Annotated in this window: 13 protein-coding genes; 5 read left to right on the top strand and 8 right to left on the bottom strand. The window is 64.3% G+C overall.

From position 1 onward, the window contains the following. Positions 1-22: 22 nt before the first annotated feature. Both CKW37_RS19650 and CKW37_RS19655 read left to right on the top strand, forming a co-directional pair. On the top strand, positions 23-1,498 hold the full coding sequence (locus tag CKW37_RS19650; RefSeq protein WP_095157502.1) for a TolC family protein: 1,476 nt from the start codon (positions 23-25) through the stop codon (positions 1,496-1,498). A gap of 285 nt (positions 1,499-1,783) precedes the next feature. Next, entirely contained in the window at positions 1,784-3,355 is a 1,572-nt protein-coding gene (locus CKW37_RS19655) for a TerC family protein (RefSeq protein WP_095157504.1), read from the top strand. On the opposite strand, the gene rarD is transcribed toward CKW37_RS19655, so the two are convergent. Further along, positions 3,318-4,205 (bottom strand): EamA family transporter RarD, encoded by an 888-nt coding sequence (rarD, locus tag CKW37_RS19660; protein WP_095157506.1) that lies wholly within the window; start codon positions 4,203-4,205, stop codon positions 3,318-3,320. The genes CKW37_RS19655 and rarD overlap by 38 nt on opposite strands. 43 nt (positions 4,206-4,248) lie before the next feature. After that, positions 4,249-5,829 (bottom strand): EAL domain-containing protein, encoded by a 1,581-nt coding sequence (locus CKW37_RS19665; RefSeq protein WP_095157508.1) that lies wholly within the window; start codon positions 5,827-5,829, stop codon positions 4,249-4,251. Positions 5,830-6,191: 362 nt separating this feature from the next. On the opposite strand from CKW37_RS19665, the gene hppD reads away from it, so the two are divergent. After that, positions 6,192-7,268: a 4-hydroxyphenylpyruvate dioxygenase gene (gene hppD, locus CKW37_RS19670; protein WP_095157510.1), complete on the top strand. Its 1,077-nt coding sequence runs from the start codon at positions 6,192-6,194 to the stop codon at positions 7,266-7,268. Positions 7,269-7,439: 171 nt separating this feature from the next. Here the strand turns inward: hppD and CKW37_RS19675 are convergent, their stop codons facing one another. Further along, positions 7,440-8,240: a CSS-motif domain-containing protein gene (locus CKW37_RS19675; RefSeq protein ID WP_095157512.1), complete on the bottom strand. Its 801-nt coding sequence runs from the start codon at positions 8,238-8,240 to the stop codon at positions 7,440-7,442. A 140-nt stretch (positions 8,241-8,380) separates the two neighbouring features. After that, the gene (locus CKW37_RS19680; protein WP_095157514.1) at positions 8,381-9,085 is read right to left on the bottom strand and encodes a type 1 glutamine amidotransferase domain-containing protein; all 705 of its coding nucleotides are present in this window, start codon (positions 9,083-9,085) and stop codon (positions 8,381-8,383) included. Between the two features lie 146 nt (positions 9,086-9,231). Here CKW37_RS19680 and CKW37_RS19685 point away from each other — a divergent pair, with 146 nt between their 5' ends. Together CKW37_RS19685 and CKW37_RS19690 are read left to right on the top strand one after the other, a co-directional pair. Then, on the top strand, positions 9,232-9,702 hold the full coding sequence (locus CKW37_RS19685; protein WP_095157516.1) for a nucleoside deaminase: 471 nt from the start codon (positions 9,232-9,234) through the stop codon (positions 9,700-9,702). Positions 9,703-9,727: 25 nt separating this feature from the next. Next, entirely contained in the window at positions 9,728-11,794 is a 2,067-nt protein-coding gene (locus tag CKW37_RS19690; protein WP_095157518.1) for a PAS domain-containing sensor histidine kinase, read from the top strand. Here the strand turns inward: CKW37_RS19690 and CKW37_RS19695 are convergent. The 4 genes from CKW37_RS19695 to CKW37_RS19710 are packed head-to-tail and all read right to left on the bottom strand — an operon-like array spanning position 11,746 to position 16,338. Then, positions 11,746-12,723 (bottom strand): lysylphosphatidylglycerol synthase domain-containing protein, encoded by a 978-nt coding sequence (locus tag CKW37_RS19695; RefSeq protein WP_095157520.1) that lies wholly within the window; start codon positions 12,721-12,723, stop codon positions 11,746-11,748. The two genes, CKW37_RS19690 and CKW37_RS19695, sit on opposite strands and share 49 nt — an antisense overlap. Next, on the bottom strand, positions 12,720-13,931 hold the full coding sequence (gene clsB, locus CKW37_RS19700; RefSeq protein WP_095157521.1) for a cardiolipin synthase ClsB: 1,212 nt from the start codon (positions 13,929-13,931) through the stop codon (positions 12,720-12,722). The genes CKW37_RS19695 and clsB overlap by 4 nt, the downstream gene beginning before the upstream one ends. Next, positions 13,928-14,710 (bottom strand): endonuclease/exonuclease/phosphatase family protein, encoded by a 783-nt coding sequence (locus tag CKW37_RS19705; protein WP_095157523.1) that lies wholly within the window; start codon positions 14,708-14,710, stop codon positions 13,928-13,930. Before CKW37_RS19705 ends, clsB begins: the two co-directional genes overlap by 4 nt. After that, positions 14,707-16,338: an ATP-binding protein gene (locus CKW37_RS19710; protein WP_095157525.1), complete on the bottom strand. Its 1,632-nt coding sequence runs from the start codon at positions 16,336-16,338 to the stop codon at positions 14,707-14,709. Before CKW37_RS19710 ends, CKW37_RS19705 begins: the two co-directional genes overlap by 4 nt. Positions 16,339-16,347 lie beyond the last annotated feature (9 nt).

Here is a 16,347-nt window from a genome sequence, read left to right on the forward strand (position 1 = left end):
CGTACCAGGGGGCGGCCCAAGGATGAAAAAAAGCCAGAAATTGTTCGGTGCCAGCTTGCTGGCGCTGGCCATCAGCGGTTGCGCTGTCACCAGCCAGCCAATCGACCGCAGTGCCAGCGAGGAACGTGCACGCACCGACCTGGCGACCATGTTCAAGGACCAGGAACCGCTCAACGGCCCGCTGACCCTGCACCAGGCCATGGCCCGCGCGGTGAAATACAACCTCGAAGCGCGCCTGAAAGTGATGGAAGAAGCGCTGTCCAAGCGCCAGGTCGACCTGGCGCGCTTCGACATGCTGCCGCGCATGGCCGTGGCGGCCGGTTACGCAGGCCGCAACAACACCAGCGCCTCCAGCAGCCAGAGCGTCCGCACCGGCACCCAATCCCTGGAACCGTCGACCTCCCAGGACCGTGACCGCGAAGTGGCGGACCTGACCATGGTCTGGAACGTCCTGGACTTCGGTGTCAGCTACGTCAGCGCCAAGCAGCAGGCCGATCAGCGTCTGATCCTCGAAGAACGCCGGCGCAAAGTGATCCACACCATCACCCAGGACGTACGTTCGGCGTACTGGCGTGCGGTGGCGGCCCAGCGCCTGCTGACCCAGATCGACGGCCTGATGGCGCGTATCCACGAAGCCCGCACCAACAGCCAACACATGGCGGCCCAGCGGGTCGGTGATCCGGTGCAGTCGCTCAGCTACCAGCGCGCGCTGATCGAAGCAACGCGCCAACTGGAAGAGCAGCGCCGCGCGTTGTCGCTGGCCAAGACCGAGCTGGCGGCGCTGGTCAACCTGCCGCTGAACACCAACTTCGCCCTGGCGCCGGAAGAGGGCTATGTGGTGCCGGAGTTCAAGGCTGACTTCGCCCAGTTGGAGCAGAAGGCCCTGGCCAACCGCCCGGAACTGCGCGAGCAGGACTATCAGGCGCGCATCAGCGCCGCGGAAACCCGCAAGGCCATGCTGCGCCTGCTGCCGGGCCTGGAATTCTCGGTTGGCGGTCATTACGACAGCAACTCCTTCCTGGTCAACCAGAGCTGGGCGGACTACGGCGTCAAGGTGACCTGGAACCTGTTCAACGTGCTCTCGGCGCCGGCGGCGATCAAGGTCGCCGAAGCGGGTGAAGACGTTGCCGCGGCCCGTCGTCAGGCGATGTCGATGGCGGTACTGGCGCAGTTGTACGTGGCCCGCGCCAACTACAGCGAAGCCGTGCGCCAGTTCCACACCAGCGAAGAGCTGGCGACCCTCGACGGACAGATCGCCGAACAACTGCGCAACCGCTTCCAGACGCAGAACATCGGTGAACTGGAACTGATCCAGGGCGAACTGAACAACCTGCAGACCCAGCTCAAGCGCGACCTGTCCTACGCAGAGCTGCGCAATGCCTACGCGCAGTTGTACGTCAGCTCCGGCACCGACCTGCTGCCGGACAGCCTGCCGGACAACAACCTGCAGACGATTGCCACGGCGCTGCAGAACGGCGAGGCGAACTGGAACCATTGATGGCTCCGGGGGCTGCTTTGCGGCCCTTCGCGAGCAAGCTCGCTCCTACATAATTACTTGTAGGAGCGAGCTTGCTCGCGAACGGCGGCAGAGCGGCCCTGAATTTGCCGCCACAGATTGAAATACTTTCCCTGTGTAGTAAAACGCCGCTACAACTGTAGGATCAACGTCCCTTTTTTGATCTCAGGTTGATATGACAGCGTTCTCGGAGCCCCCCAGTAGCAGGCCTTTCCGGCCTTCCTTTCTTCACCGTCCTTGCGACGCTTCCTGCATGAGTGCCCAAACATGGAATGGCTAGCCGATCCCACCGCGTGGCTGGGACTGGCCACGCTGATCGTCCTTGAACTGGTTCTGGGCATCGACAACCTCGTCTTTATCGCCATCCTCGCCGACAAACTGCCGCCCCATCAGCGCGACCGCGCGCGGGTGATCGGTCTGTCGCTGGCGCTGATCATGCGCCTGGGCCTGCTGGCCTCGATCTCGTGGATGGTGACGCTCACCGCGCCGCTGTTCGAGGTGTTCGACAAATCCTTCTCCGGCCGCGACCTGATCATGCTGTTCGGCGGTGTGTTCCTGCTGTTCAAGGCCACCATGGAATTGCACGAGCGCCTGGAAGGCCATGTGGTGCAAGCCAACGGCCCGGTCCGGCATTCGGCGTTCTGGCCGATCGTGGCGCAGATCGTGGTGCTCGACGCGGTGTTCTCCCTCGACGCGGTGATTACCGCGGTCGGCATGGTCGAACACCTGTCAATCATGATGATCGCGGTGATTTTCTCGATCGGCATCATGATCGTCGCCAGCAAGCCGTTGACCCGCTTCGTCAACGCCCACCCGACGGTGATCATGCTGTGCCTGGGCTTCCTGATGATGATCGGCTTCAGCCTCACCGCCGAAGGCCTGGGCTTCCACATTCCGAAGGGCTACCTGTACGCGGCGATCGGTTTCTCGATCCTCATCGAGCTGTTCAACCAGTTGGCCCGGGCCCGCCGCAAACGCAGCCTGCAGGAACACCGGCCGCTGCGTGAGCGCACCGCCCATGCCGTGCTGCGCCTGCTGGGCGGACGCCGGGTCGAGGCCGACGAGGTCGGTGAAGAAATCGCCGACCTGGTGGGCGACGGCGAGGAACAGGTGCTGTTCGACCGCCGCGAGCGGGTGATGATCAGCGGTGTGTTGAACCTCGCCGAGCGACCGATCAAGACGGTGATGACGGTGCGCGCCGAAGTCGATGCCATCGACCTGGCGCAGCCGCCCGAGGTGATCCGCAACGCGCTGATCAACTCGTCGTACTCGCGCCTGCCGCTGATTCGTGGCGGCCGCATCGAGGAACCGCTGGGCTACGTGCACAAGAAGGAGCTGCTCAAGGCCATGCTCGCGGGCGAGCAACCCGACCTGGAGCAACTGATGCGGGCGCCGCTGAACCTGCTGGAGAGTTTCAGCATCCTCAACGCGCTGGAGCAGATGCGCGCCGAGTCGACGCACATCGCCTTCGTGGTCAACGAATTCGGTGATTTCACCGGCGTGTTGACCATGACCGACATTCTTGAGTCGATCGCCGGCGAGTTGCCTGACGCCAGTGAAGTGGAAGGCCCTGGCATCGTCGCCGACCAGGAGGGTTACTTGGTCAGCGGTGCGCTGAACCTGCGCCAGATCCAGGCGCAGATCGGTTTTGCCGCCAGGCCGACCGACGACTACCAGACCCTCGCCGGGCTGGTGATGAGCCTGCTCGATCGCCTGCCGAGGGTGGGCGACCAGTTGGCCTGGAACGACTGGCGGATGACGGTAGTGGAGGTCGAGGAACGGCGGGTGCGGCAGGTCCGCCTTACACCGGCCGGCGCCGCTGACGGAGCAGGTGCCTGACGCCTTCGAGCACCAGCACCACCACGGCCAGCCAGATCGGCAGGTACGTCAGCCATTGATCCTGGGCGATGCTTTCGCCCAGGAGCAGGGCCACCATCACCAACAGCACCGGCTCGACGTAGCTGAGCAGGCCGAACAGGCTGAACGCCAGCACCCGGCTTGCCAGCACGTAGCTGATCAGCGCCAGGGCGCTGATCGCCCCCAGCAGCGGGATCAGGCCATAGAGTTGCGGATGGCTGGCCAGGTCGTCCGCGCTCAGCGGGCCCTTGATCACGAAATACAGCGCCGCCGGCATCAGCAGGCACATGTCCGCCCACAGCCCGCCGAGGTGGTCGGTGCGCAGCCGTTTGCGCAGCACGAAATAGATCGGATAACCACCGGCCACCACCAGGGTTTCCCAGGCGAAACTGCCGTGCTGGAACAGTTCGTGGCCAACGCCGGTGATGGCGAAAAACACCGCCACTTTCTGCAGGCGCGACAGGCGTTCGCCGTACACCAACCGCCCGGTCAGGACCATGGTCAGCGGCAGCAGGAAATACCCCAGCGACACTTCCAGGCTGCGCCCGTGCAGCGGCGCCCAGAGAAACAGCCACAATTGCACGCCCATCAGCGCCGACGTGCCGCACAGGCCAAGGAGTAACGCCGGGGTCCGGCGGATGCGCGCCAGCAGCCCGGTGACCAGCGGCCAGTCGCGGCTGATCAGCATGAACAGGGTGATGCATGGCAGGGTCAGGAGCATGCGCCAGCCGAAGATTTCCTCGCCATCGAGCGGGGCGAGGAGGGAGGTGTAGTAATACATCACGGCGAACAGGCAGGATGCCATCACCGATAAAGCAATGCCTCTGGACAAGGGGGCCTCGATACAACGAAAAGCGGGGGGAAGGATTGACCGGTCATGATCTCAGGGGCGCCACCGGTTCGGCAACCATCGCCCCGGTCGGTTGTTCGGCCAGAGCGTTGATGAAGTCGTTCAGGGGCATGGGCCGGCCAAACAGGTAGCCCTGTTGGTAATCCACCTGGTAGCGGGCCAGGTAGTCGCGTTGCTCGGTGGTTTCCACGCCTTCGGCGACGATACCCAGGCCGAGCTTGCCCGACAGTTCGATGATGCTGTCGAGAATGTGCAGCGACAGCGCATCGACGCCAATCATGGCGACGAAGCTCTGGTCGATCTTCAAGTAATCCACTTCGAACTGGCGCAGATAGCTCAGGCTCGACTGGCCGGTGCCGAAATCATCGATGGCCAGCAGCACGCCGAGCGTGTGCAGGCGTTCGAACAGGTGGTCGGTGGTGTCGCTGGGGATGATCGGCGTGCGCTCGGTCAGTTCCAGGGTGAGCCTCACCCGACCTGGCGGGAAGCGCGCCAGCAGCGCCTGGCAATCGTCGTACAGGGAGAGGTCCTGGCAGTGCGCGGCGGTGATGTTGATGCCCAGGTGGAAACCGTCCTCGAAGGTATGGGCCAGCGGCGCCAGTTGCTCGCCGACCTTCTCCATCAGGCGCCGGGTCATGGGCACGATCAGGCCGCTGTGCTCGGCATAGGGAATGAACAGGTCGGGGCGCACCAGGCCCTCGCGCGGATGCTGCCAGCGCATCAGCACTTCGGCGCCGGACCAACGGTAGTCGCCGTTGCGCACCACGGGCTGGAAGTAGGGGAGGAATTCGTCGGCATCCAGCGCCCGTTGCAGTTCCGCCCGCTGCGACGAAGCGCGGCGCAACTGCCAGTAGCAGGCGGCGCCGGCGCTGACGCCGAGAAACAGCAGCAGGCCAAACAACGCCGGGTATTCGCTGCGTATCAGTTGCCAGGTCTGCCCGGGGCCGAAGCCGCTGTGCAGGGAAAAGGCATAGCGCTGCGAGCGCACCTGCTCGGCCGCCAGGGCGTAGCCGGGCACCGGGCCGTCGTTGACCTTGCCGCGCTGGTCGATCCAGTGCCCGCCGACCTGCAGACGCAGGTCGATGTTCGGTGCGATAAGACGCAGGGCGCTGGTCAGGTGGTCGCCGTCGAGGGTGCTGATGGCGCCTTTCTCGCCTTCGGTGAGGCGGTACACCAGCAGCGGATGGCCGGGTGACACCGAGTTGCCGTTCATCAGCCACAGGCTACCCTCGGTGTAGTCGGCCGGATTGACCTTTTCCCGGAAGTCGCCGAACAGCGAGGTGCAGTAGATCTCGTCGTGGAAGGTCAGGTTGGTGGAGCGTACGAAGGAGCGCCGGGTGACCTGCTCGCGCAGCGCCAGGTTGACCTGCTCGCAGGGCTGGCCGGCCAGTGGCAGCAGGTCGCGGGCGGCACCGGCGACGTTGTCCAGCACCCGCTCCAGGTGGCTGACCGCTTCATGCGCGCTGCCCAGCGCCCGCGCCTGCAATTCGCGTTGGGCCTGCCAGTGCATGATCGCCAGGCCGCAGACCACCGGGACCGCGCCCACCAGCCAAGGCACCAGGCGGCGCGTGAGGCGGCCGCGGTTACGGGAATACTGCAGAGGCATGCCGGGTCCGTCCGTGTGTTTGGTGTTCGCTCATGATAGCGGAGAGATAACCGGGCGCCGGGGCGGGGCGCCTGCTATTGGTTGTAGGCGGGGCGGGGCCTGTACGCGGTGCGCGACAAATTCATTTACGCCCTGTAGAATCGCGTTACGCATACAATAATAAGGTTCCCCGCCTCATGGGGAATCAAGCCCGCCGGGAATGGTCCCCTATGAAGTGTCATGGGTTCAAACTGATTTATGGTGACTACCTCGCCCGCAGTGTGAGGGGCATCTCTTGCGCGCCACCAGATTCTTCCGCATCGACCGCAGGTAACGCTGGCTACAACCGTTATTGAACCGTTTTGATGATGAGGAATACGAACATGGCAGATATCTTCGAGAACCCGATGGGCCTGATGGGCTTCGAATTCATTGAATTCGCCTCGCCGACCCCGGGCACCCTTGAGCCGATCTTCCAGATCATGGGCTTCACCAAGGTCGCCACCCACCGCTCCAAGGACGTACACCTGTACCGTCAGGGCGATATCAACCTGATCCTGAACAACGAGCCGAAAAGCGTCGCGTCGTATTTCGCCGCCGAGCATGGCCCGTCGGTCTGCGGCATGGCCTTCCGCGTGCGCAACGCCCATGCCGCCTACGCCCGGGCCCTGGAGCTGGGCGCGCAGCCGGTGGAAATCGAAACCGGCCCGATGGAACTGCGCCTGCCGGCGATCAAGGGTATTGGCGGTGCGCCGCTGTACCTGATCGACCGCTTCGAAGAAGGCAGCTCGATCTATGACATCGACTTCAACTTCATCGAAGGTGTAGACCGCAATCCGGTCGGCGCCGGCCTGAAGCTCATCGATCACCTGACCCACAACGTCTATCGCGGGCGCATGGCCTACTGGGCCGGCTTCTACGAGAAGCTGTTCAACTTCCGCGAGATCCGCTACTTCGACATCAAGGGCGAATACACCGGCCTGACCTCCAAGGCCATGACCGCGCCGGACGGCATGATCCGCATCCCGTTGAACGAAGAATCGTCCAAGGGCGCCGGGCAGATCGAAGAGTTCCTGATGCAGTTCAACGGTGAAGGGATCCAGCACGTCGCCTTCCTCACCGACGACCTGCTCAAGAGCTGGGATACCCTGAAGCAGATGGGCATGCGCTTCATGACCGCGCCGCCGGAAACCTACTATGAAATGCTCGAAGGTCGCCTGCCGGCTCACGGTGAGCCGACCGCCGAACTGCAGTCCCGCGGCATCCTGCTGGACGGCTCGTCCAACCCGGGCGATAAGCGCCTGCTGCTGCAGATCTTCTCGGAAACCCTGATGGGCCCGGTGTTCTTCGAATTCATCCAGCGCAAGGGCGACGATGGTTTCGGCGAGGGCAACTTCAAGGCGCTGTTCGAGTCGATCGAGCGTGACCAGGTTCGTCGTGGCGTGCTTAGCGCCGACTGATAGCGGAAAGCAAAAAAAACGCCGGCATGCCGGCGTTTTTTTATGGGTTTTCAGTGGCCCTTCGCGAGCAAGCTCGCTCCTACACGAGCGGCGCGGCTCATGATGCTGTAGGAGCGAGCTTGCTCGCGAAAGGCCCCACAGGTTCAACCGCCTTGCATCCTTAAGCCCATTTCACACCCGCCGCGCGGTGGGCTGGCGTCGACGGTACATCGCCCAGTAGCTACCGATGGCGGTCATCAGGCCGACCAACAGCAGCGACGGGGCGACGGCCAGGCTGTTTTCCAGCAACTGCCGGGCGGTATGGCCCGGCCGATAGCCGACGTGCAGGGTGTAGCCGTACATCGGCGAGACCAGGCTTGCGTACTGCTCCATGTCCACGATGCCGGCGTTCTCCTGCACCTCGCCGCTGGCGCCGATCGATGTCGGCCCGAATTGCAGGATCACATTGGCCGGCTCACGGATGCCATTCAGCAGGCGCTGAAGAATCGCGCCGTCAGCCACCGCCAGTACACCGTAGGGGTATTCCTGCAAGCGGTAGTAGAGAATCGCCGAGTCCGGGGTGTTGTCGTTGCCCGGTTCCAGGCGCAGCCGGTGATTGAAGTAGTCGCCGGGATCCACCAGCAGCCCGGACTCCCCGCGCAAGGTGCTGCAATAAGCACGATTCTCCCGGACCAGTGTCAGCGAACGCAGCTCGGGGTTTGCCACCACCTCGGTGTACAGCGTCGGCAGGGCCTTGTCGCACGGTAACTCTGCGAGGTTGAGTACCTTGTTGCTGGCTCCGTGCAGGGACTCGATCAGCCCGTCAACGCGCCGCAAGGCTTCGCGCTGGGCGGCATCGACGGACTCTTCGAGCTTCTTGTCCACCTGCCACGCCATCACCAGCAGGCCGCAGGCGACAGGTGCCAGACCGATCAACAGTGTGGTGAGCAGTTCGAGCAGCGCACGACCGGAATCAAAAGTACGAGAGGGCATGGTTCACCTATGTTGGAGGGCAGGGCCCGGCGTGGGGAAAGTCGCCGGGCCGAAGCCGATCAGCATAAGTGAGCGCTATACACCACTCCTGTACGAGAGCCAGACATGGCGTGTGTGAATGGTCGCTTCGTCGTCGATGGCTAACGGCCGCTTTTGCCTGCCAGGGCGGCCACCACCAAGTGGCCCACCGCGGCGCCGGAGGCCGGGTTCTGCCCGGTGATCAGCCGACCTTCCTTCTGATCGGCAATGGCGAAGGCTTGCCAAGGCTCCTCGGCCTTGCAGTAGAGACCGCCACGGGCGCTCAGCTCGGTTTCGGTCAGGTACGGCACGACCTTGTCCAGCTCGACCAGTTGTTCCTCTATATTGGAGAAACCGGTCACTTCGCGGTTCTTTACCAGCAAGCTGTTGTCGCTGAGCTTGATGTTCAGCAGGCCCACCGCACCATGGCAGACCGAGGAGACGACACCACCGTTCTCGAAAATCTGCCGGGCGATTTCTTGCAGGTCATGGTTGTCGGGAAAGTCCCAGATCACACCATGGCCACCGGCGTAATAAATGGCCTGGTAGTCCCGGGCCTTGACCTGGCCCGGCGCCAGAGTGGTGCCAAGGCGGTTCATGAAGGCCTTGTCGTCGTACCATTGCCAGTCGATGTCCTGGGCCATGCTCAGGCTGTGCGGGTCGACCGGCACATAGCCGCCGGTGGGGCTGACGTAGTCGACGTGATAGCCGGCCTTTTGCAGTACATCGGCGAAATGCACCGCTTCGCCCAGCCACAGGCCGGTGGCGCGTTTCAGGTTGGGGTATTTGGCTGTGTTGGTCAGCACCACCAGAACTTGCTTGCTCATTGCGGTGATCCTTTTGAAGGGGTTGCACAGGCGGCAATTCGTGGACAGCAAAACGTATACAGCATAGCCGTCCGGCGAAAGCCCGCCATCCGCTATGGCGATGTGCTAGCGTTTAACCTTGATGCCTTGAATCAGGAGAGCCGGACATGGCAGATGCCCAGGAGCAATCGCAGGTTTTCATGCAGGCGGCCATCGACGAGGCGCGCAAGGGGCTGGAAGAAGGTGGCATTCCCATCGGTTCGGTGATCGTCCACAAGGGCCGGATCATCGGCCGTGGCCATAACCGCCGGGTGCAGCAGGGCAGTGTGGTGCTACATGGCGAGATGGACGCGTTCGAGAACGCCGGCCGGCAGAACGCCAGCGTTTATGCCGAGGCCACGCTGTACACCACGCTGTCGCCCTGTTCGATGTGCAGCGGGGCGATCCTGCTCTACGGTATCCGTGAAGTGGTAGTTGGCGAAAACCACACGTTCCTCGGCGAAGAAGCCTTGTTGCGGGAACGTGGAGTGCAGGTCACAGTGCTTCAGGACGAGCACTGCATCGGGCTGATGCGCCAGTTCATTCAGGCGCAACCCGCCCTCTGGAACGAAGACATCGGGCAGGAGTCCGAAGCCTGAGTACCTGTAAGGAAGCGACTCGAACATGCACATCATTCATGTCGAACCCCGCCCGCTTCAGCAAGGCGGAATGAGCGAAGAGGTCCGTCAGTTCGACTGGAGCAAGACCTCCCTTGGGCCGATGCATCGCTGGCCGGCCTCGCTGCGTATCGCCGTCGATTTGTTGCTGGCGTCCAAGTTTCCCGGCTGCCTGGTCTGGGGCCGTGACATGGTCAGTATCCACAACGATGCCTTCGTGCCCATTCTCGGCACCAAGCCGGCGCCCTTGGGGCGTGGCTTCCACGAAGTCTGGAGCGACGTCTGGCACGATGTCGGCGCCTTGGCGTTCCGGGCCCTGCAGGGCGAGGCGGTGTTCCAGGAGAACCTGCCGCTGGTGACCAGCCGCAACGGCGTGCTGGAGCAGGTTTACTTCACGTTTTCCTACAGCCCGGTCCGGGACGAGAACGGCGATGTGGTCGGTTTTCTCGATACCGTGCTGGAAACCACCAGCAACGTCGAATCGGAACGCCAATGGCGTGATCTGGCCTGTTCGTTCGAGAAACAGGTTCAGGAGCGCTCCACCGAGCACCAGCGTCTGTGGGAACTGTCCAGCGACCTGATGCTGGTGGTGCAGGGTGATTTGCGCCTGCGCACCGTCAACCCGGCGTGCCGGCAACAGCTTGGCTGGGACGACGGGATTGTCGGGCAGACCCTGCTCGATATCGGGCACCCGGATGACACCGGCAATCTCGCCCAGTTGCTCGATGGCACCCAGCAAAGCGGCGAAGGGCGCTTGCGCCATGTCGACGGGCACTACCGCTGGTTCAGCTTCGGCGTCATGCCCGGTGCCGGCAGCGTTACCTTGGTGGGGCGCGACATTACCCAGGAGCGCGAGCGTGAAATGGCCTTGCGCCAGGCCGAGGAACTGCTGCGCCATGGCCAGAAGATGGAGGCCGTCGGCCAGTTGACCGGGGGCATGGCCCACGATTTCAACAACCTGCTGGCGGGCATCAGCGCCAGCCTGGAAATGCTCGAACGGCGCGTCGCCAAGGGCCAGACCCAGGACCTCGGCAAGTACCTGCACGCCGCCCGCCAGGCTTCCGAACGTGCCGCGCAACTCACCCACCGGCTGCTCGCCTTCTCCCGTCGCCAGCCGCTGTCGCCGCGTCCCACCGACCTGAACGACCTGCTCAATGACATCCAGCCGCTGATTCTCCAGGTGATAGGCCCGGACGTGAACCTGCAACTCCAGGTCGACCCGCGGCCCTGGCTGATGCTGGTCGATATCAGCCAGATGGAAAACGCCCTGATCAACCTCTGCGCCAATGCCCGCGATGCCATGAACCGCCGTGGCAGCCTGAAGATCAGCACCAGCAATGAGCGTTGCGAGACCGCCATCCCGGGGCGCGATCTGCCGCCCGGCGACTACTGCTGCCTGCGGGTGGAAGACGATGGTTGCGGCATGGCCGCGGAGATTGTGCAGCGCGCCTTCGATCCGTTCTTCACCACTAAACCCGTGGGCGAGGGCACTGGCCTGGGCTTGTCGATGGTCTACGGTTTCGTCCGCCAGTCCGGCGGCGGCGTGTGGATCACCTCGGAAGAGGGCCGCGGCACCCGCATCGAATTGTTGCTGCCGCGCTACGTCGGCCCGTCGCTGCCGCTGCCGCAACCTCTTAAAGTGCTGCCGGCAAGCCCGGCGCAATTGCGCAACGAGCGCATCTTGCTGATCGATGACGAGCCGAACCTGCGCATGTTGATCAAGGAGGCGCTGATGGATCAGGGGCTGGAGGTGCTGGACGCCGCGGATGCCACCAGCGGCCTGGCGTTGTACGACAGCGCCGGCCCGATCGATCTGGTGGTTTCCGATATCGGCCTGTCGGGCGGGATCAGCGGCGTTCAGGTAGCACAGCGCTTGCGCAGCCGTTCACCGGACCTGCCGGTGCTGTTCATCACCGGATTCACCGAAGAGGCCCTCGACCCCCGCGATATGCTCGCACCGGGCCTGGAACTGATGACCAAGCCCTTCGGCCTTGACGCGCTGGTGCATAAAGTCACCGCCATGCTTCACCCGACCCGGCCACTGCTGGCGGACGGGGAGGTGCGTTCAGTCTGACCGGCCCGGCTGGCCAGACGCTCCAGCACCAAATACACCGCCAGCGCCACCAGCAACGGCAGCAGGAAATACACCGCCCGATAGCCGATCAGCGCCGCCAGCAGCGTGCCCTGGCTGTATTGCCCTTGCAGCAGGGTGATGAACACACTCTCCAGCACCCCCAGCCCCGCCGGGATATGAGTAATAACCCCGGCAATGCTGCTGACCATCAGAATGGCGAGAATGGTCGGATAGCCGGCCTTGTCCGGCAGCAGCGTGTACACCACCAGCCCCATCAGCGCCCAGTTGCCGGCGCCCATCAGTGCTTGCAGCAGCGCCAGGCGCCAGGACGGCAGGCGGATTTCCTGCCCGCGTACCTGCCATTTTCGACGTCGGGAGAAGCGGCATGCCAGCAGGTACGCCAGCGCCACCAGCAGCATGCCGATACCGATCAGACGCAGCCCGGTGCTGCCGATTTCCAGCCCCGCCGGCAGGCGCGGGAATCCCATGGCGAAAAGGCTGCCGGCCACCAGCAGATAACCCAGCCAGTTGGTGACCAGGCCAAGGCCGAGGATCCGGGTGATGGTCGGCGTGTCCAGTCCCAGCCGTGAATACAGCCGATAGCGCAGCGCCACGCCGCCGACCCAGGCGCTCAGGTTGAGGTTGAAGGCGTAGCAGACGAACGCCAGCGGCAACACCCGGCGCGCGGGCAGGGTATGTCCGCTGTAGCGTCGGCCCAGTAGGTCGTAGCTGGCGAACAGGGTGAAGCTGCAGGCGACGAACCCCAGCGCGGTCAGTAGCACGCTGGGGCGGTAGGAGGTCAGCGCCTGCCAGACCTCGCCCCAGTCCTGGTTGCGCAGCAGCATGAACAACAGCACCGGGACGAGGATGAAAAAGGCCACGGTCAACACCTGCCGCGCGCGTTTCCACAGCGAATGACGGCCTTTCATGACAGCCGCTCCTGACCGATGTCGGCCTGGTACAGCGGCTTGAGCCGTGGCTTGTGCGCCGGCAGCCAGCCGACCAGCGCGGGAAAGTAGCGGGTGAAGTGGAACGTCAGGAAGATCAGCGGCGCCCGCCACCAGTAGCCGCGCAGCACCCGTTGCAGGGTCACCCGCTTGCAGCGTTTGTGCATCAGTTCATCGAGGTGCTCGAACAGGCGCTGGTTGAAGGCTTCGTCGCGGATCACCAGGTTGGCCTCCAGGTTCAGCGACAGGCTCAGCGGGTCGAGGTTGCTCGAGCCCACGGTCGACCAGTGCCGGTCCACCAGCGCCACCTTGCCGTGCAGCGGGCGTTCGCAGTACTCGTGGATTTTCACCCCGTCGCGCAGCAGGTAGTTGTAGAGCAGCCGCGAACACAGCCGCACCCACGGCATGTCGGGCATGCCCTGCAACACCAGGGTCACGTCGACCCCGCGGCGGGCGGCGTTGCGCAAGGCCCGCAGCAGGCGGTAGCCGGGGAAGAAATAGGCGTTGGCGATGATGATCCGTTCATGGGCGCTGACGATGGCCCGCAGGTAATGCTGCTCGATATCGGTGGGGTGCTCGTCGTTGTCGCGAATGCACAGGCGCATTCGCGCTTGCTCGCTGTCTGGTTGCAGCACCGGGGCGCGGCGCCACCAGGCACGGTGGCGGCCGCCAAGGCGGGCGCGGCTGTCGAGCAGCTTTAGGGTGGCCTGGCGCAGGTCATCGACGATCGGGCCGCGCACCTGCACGGCGTAGTCCTGTTTGGCCATGTCGCCGAAATCGCCCAGGTGGTCCGCCGAATAATTGATCCCGCCGATGAAGCCCAGGCTGCCGTCGATCACCAGGATCTTGCGGTGCAGCCGGCGGAACAGGTTGGTGCGCACGCCCAGGCGCATCGGGCTGGGATCGAAGGCCTGCAACTCGACGCCGGCATCGAACAGCGCCTGCAGGTACGCGTGGCTCAGTTCCGCGGTGCCGTAGCCGTCCACCAGCACCTTGACCCGCACGCCGCGCCGGGCAGCGTCGATCAGCGCTTGTTGCAGTTCGAGGCCGACCTTGTCTTCGTAAATGATGAAGGTTTCCAGCAGCACTTCTTCATGGGCCTGGCGGATCGCCTCGAACGCCGCCGGGTAATATTCCTCGCCGTTGATCAGCAGTTGCACGTGGTTTTCGTCGCGCCATTCGGTGTTCATAGCAGTACCTCTACACAGAGTGGCAGGTGATCGGACAGGTGCGACCAGGGTTTGCGCGCCATCACCCGTGGCGCGCGGGCCCGGGCGTTGCGCAGGTAGATGCGGTCCAGGCGCAGCAGTGGCCAGCGCGCCGGAAAACTGCGCGCCGGCGCGCCAAATGTCTGGCTGAACACTTCGAACAGGCCGCTGGCCGCCAGCACCTGATCGGCGCGCTGGCGCCAGTCGTTGAAGTCGCCGGCCACCACCACCGGGGCGTCCGCCGGCAGGCTGTCGAGCAGCCGGCACAGCAGCGCCAGTTGTTGGCTGCGCTGCTTTTCGTCCAGGCCCAGGTGCACGCAGATGGCATGGAGCTGCTGGCCGGCCGGCAGCGACAACACCGAATGCAGCAGGCCGCGCTGCTCGCTGCCGCCGACGCTGACGTCGAGGTTCTGGTGCTCAAGGATCGGAAACTTCGACAGCAGTGCGTTGCCGTGCTCGCCGTCCGGGTACACCGCGTTGCGCCCGTAGGCAAACACCGGCCACAGGCTGTCGGCGAGAAATTCGTATTGTGGCTGCGGCGACCAGCCGGGATAGCGCTCGCCGTGGCGGCTGTGGCTGCCCAAGACTTCCTGGAGAAACACCAGGTCGGCGTGGTGGCTGCGTACCGCCTCGCGCAATTCCGGCAAGACGTAGCGCCGGTTCAGCGGGCTGAAGCCCTTGTGCACGTTCACCGTCAGCACCCGCAGGACCTCCAGCGGCGCCACCTCGGTCAGGTCCACCGGGCGTTGCGCCTGACTCATGAAGTGCCCTCGCTGCTCAGCATCTGCGCCACCTTGTCTTGCAACTGGCCGAAGCTGAAGGGCTTGTTCAGCACCTGCATGCCCGGGTCGAGACGGCCCAGATGGGCCGACGCCTGCTCGGCATAACCGGTGATAAACAGCACCCGCAGGCCGGTGCGCAACTTGCGCGCCACCTCGGCCAATTGGCGACCGCTCATGCCGGGCAGGCCGACATTGCAGATCAACAGGTCATAGGCCCGGCCGGAGCGCAGCAGGGTCAGGGCCAGGTTGCCGTCGGAGACGTCCTGGCACTGATAGCCCTGTTCGGACAGGGTGTTGCGCACCAGTTGGCGTACGGTGTTGTCGGACTCGACGATAAGCACCCGGCGCTCGTTGCTGCCCTGTGCCCTGACCGCTTCGGCGAGCACCGGATCGGGGCTTTCCGGGTGATGCCGTGGCAACAGCAGCTCGACCTCGGTGCCTTGGCCGACACGGCTGTGCAGGTTGACATGGCCATGGGACTGGCGGCTGAAGCCATAGACCATCGACAGGCCGAGGCCGGTGCCCTGGCCCATCGGCTTGGTCGTGAAGAAGGGATCGAAGGCCCGGTCGACGGTGCTTTGCGGCATGCCGCAACCGTTGTCGCTGACGCTGATCCGGACAAAGTCGGAGCCGGCCAGCGGGTGCGCCTCGGGCAGCGGGCGGGGCAGGTGACGATTGCTCACCACGATACGCACTTCGCCGCCTTCGGGCAGGGCGTCGCGGGCATTGACCAACAGGTTGTCGAGGGCTTCCTGCAATTGCCGGGCATCGGCCTTGGCCGGCCACACCTGTTCGTCGATCTGCACCTGCAGGCGCACGCCCGGTCCCAGCAGGCTGCCCAGCCGTTTGCGCTCCAGCAGCGCGGCGAGTTGCACCGGGCGGTCGTCCAGCGATTGCCGGCTGGAAAACGCCAGCAGCCGATGGGTGATGCTGGCCGCACGCTGCACCGCGCTCAGGCCGATATCCACCAGCTTGGGGATGTCCTCGGGGCGCTTCTGGTTCAGGCGTTGGCGGATCAGTTCAAGGCTGCCGCCGATACCGGTGAGCAGGTTGTTGAAGTCATGGGCAACGCCGCCTGCCAGTTGGCCGATGGCTTCCATCTTCTCGTCGTGGCGCAGGCGCTGTTCTTCTTCGCGCAGGTGGCGCACCCGCTCCTCGGTCTGTTGTTGCAGGCTGGCCAGCTCCATGCCCTGCTGGCAGGAGTAATACTGCCGGCGGCGGGCACGCAGCGATGAGTGCGTGAGGTCGAGCAGGTCCTGATCGGGGAAGGGGAACGGCAGCACGAACAGGTTGCCCAGGCCCAGGCACAGCTCGGGACTGCTGCTCACATGGCGCTCGCCGTCGCCGAGCAACACCACCGGCAGGTCCGACCACTGGGGCTGGTGGCCCAGGTAATGTTGCAGCGCCGAGTGATTGAAGCGGTCGAGACAGGTGTGGGCGATGATGGCCATGCCGGCGCCGTGGTCCAGCGCGCCGCCCAGTTCCTCCAGGGTATCGATGGCCAACGCACTGACACCGGCCTGGTCCAGCAGGCTCAGCGCCAGGCCACTGATCGCTGGCGGAGCCAGGATCAATGCACGCTCGCTGTTGGCTGACGAATCGTTCACGGTCGATCT

Origin of the sequence: Pseudomonas sp. Irchel 3E13 (assembly GCF_900187455.1) — a bacterium.
In the GTDB taxonomy this organism is placed as follows: domain Bacteria; phylum Pseudomonadota; class Gammaproteobacteria; order Pseudomonadales; family Pseudomonadaceae; genus Aquipseudomonas.

Excerpts from the sequence above, each read along its gene's own strand:
- CKW37_RS19705 (WP_095157523.1), bottom strand. The coding sequence starts at position 14,710 with ATGAGTCAGGCGCAACGCCCGGTGGACCTGACCGAGGTGGCGCCGCTG.
- CKW37_RS19655 (WP_095157504.1), top strand. The coding sequence starts at position 1,784 with ATGGAATGGCTAGCCGATCCCACCGCGTGGCTGGGACTGGCCACGCTG.
- hppD (WP_095157510.1), top strand. The coding sequence starts at position 6,192 with ATGGCAGATATCTTCGAGAACCCGATGGGCCTGATGGGCTTCGAATTC.
- CKW37_RS19675 (WP_095157512.1), bottom strand. The coding sequence starts at position 8,240 with ATGCCCTCTCGTACTTTTGATTCCGGTCGTGCGCTGCTCGAACTGCTC.
- CKW37_RS19690 (WP_095157518.1), top strand. The coding sequence starts at position 9,728 with ATGCACATCATTCATGTCGAACCCCGCCCGCTTCAGCAAGGCGGAATG.
- CKW37_RS19680 (WP_095157514.1), bottom strand. The coding sequence starts at position 9,085 with ATGAGCAAGCAAGTTCTGGTGGTGCTGACCAACACAGCCAAATACCCC.
- CKW37_RS19665 (WP_095157508.1), bottom strand. The coding sequence starts at position 5,829 with ATGCCTCTGCAGTATTCCCGTAACCGCGGCCGCCTCACGCGCCGCCTG.
- CKW37_RS19685 (WP_095157516.1), top strand. The coding sequence starts at position 9,232 with ATGGCAGATGCCCAGGAGCAATCGCAGGTTTTCATGCAGGCGGCCATC.
- CKW37_RS19695 (WP_095157520.1), bottom strand. The coding sequence starts at position 12,723 with ATGAAAGGCCGTCATTCGCTGTGGAAACGCGCGCGGCAGGTGTTGACC.
- CKW37_RS19650 (WP_095157502.1), top strand. The coding sequence starts at position 23 with ATGAAAAAAAGCCAGAAATTGTTCGGTGCCAGCTTGCTGGCGCTGGCC.
- clsB (WP_095157521.1), bottom strand. The coding sequence starts at position 13,931 with ATGAACACCGAATGGCGCGACGAAAACCACGTGCAACTGCTGATCAAC.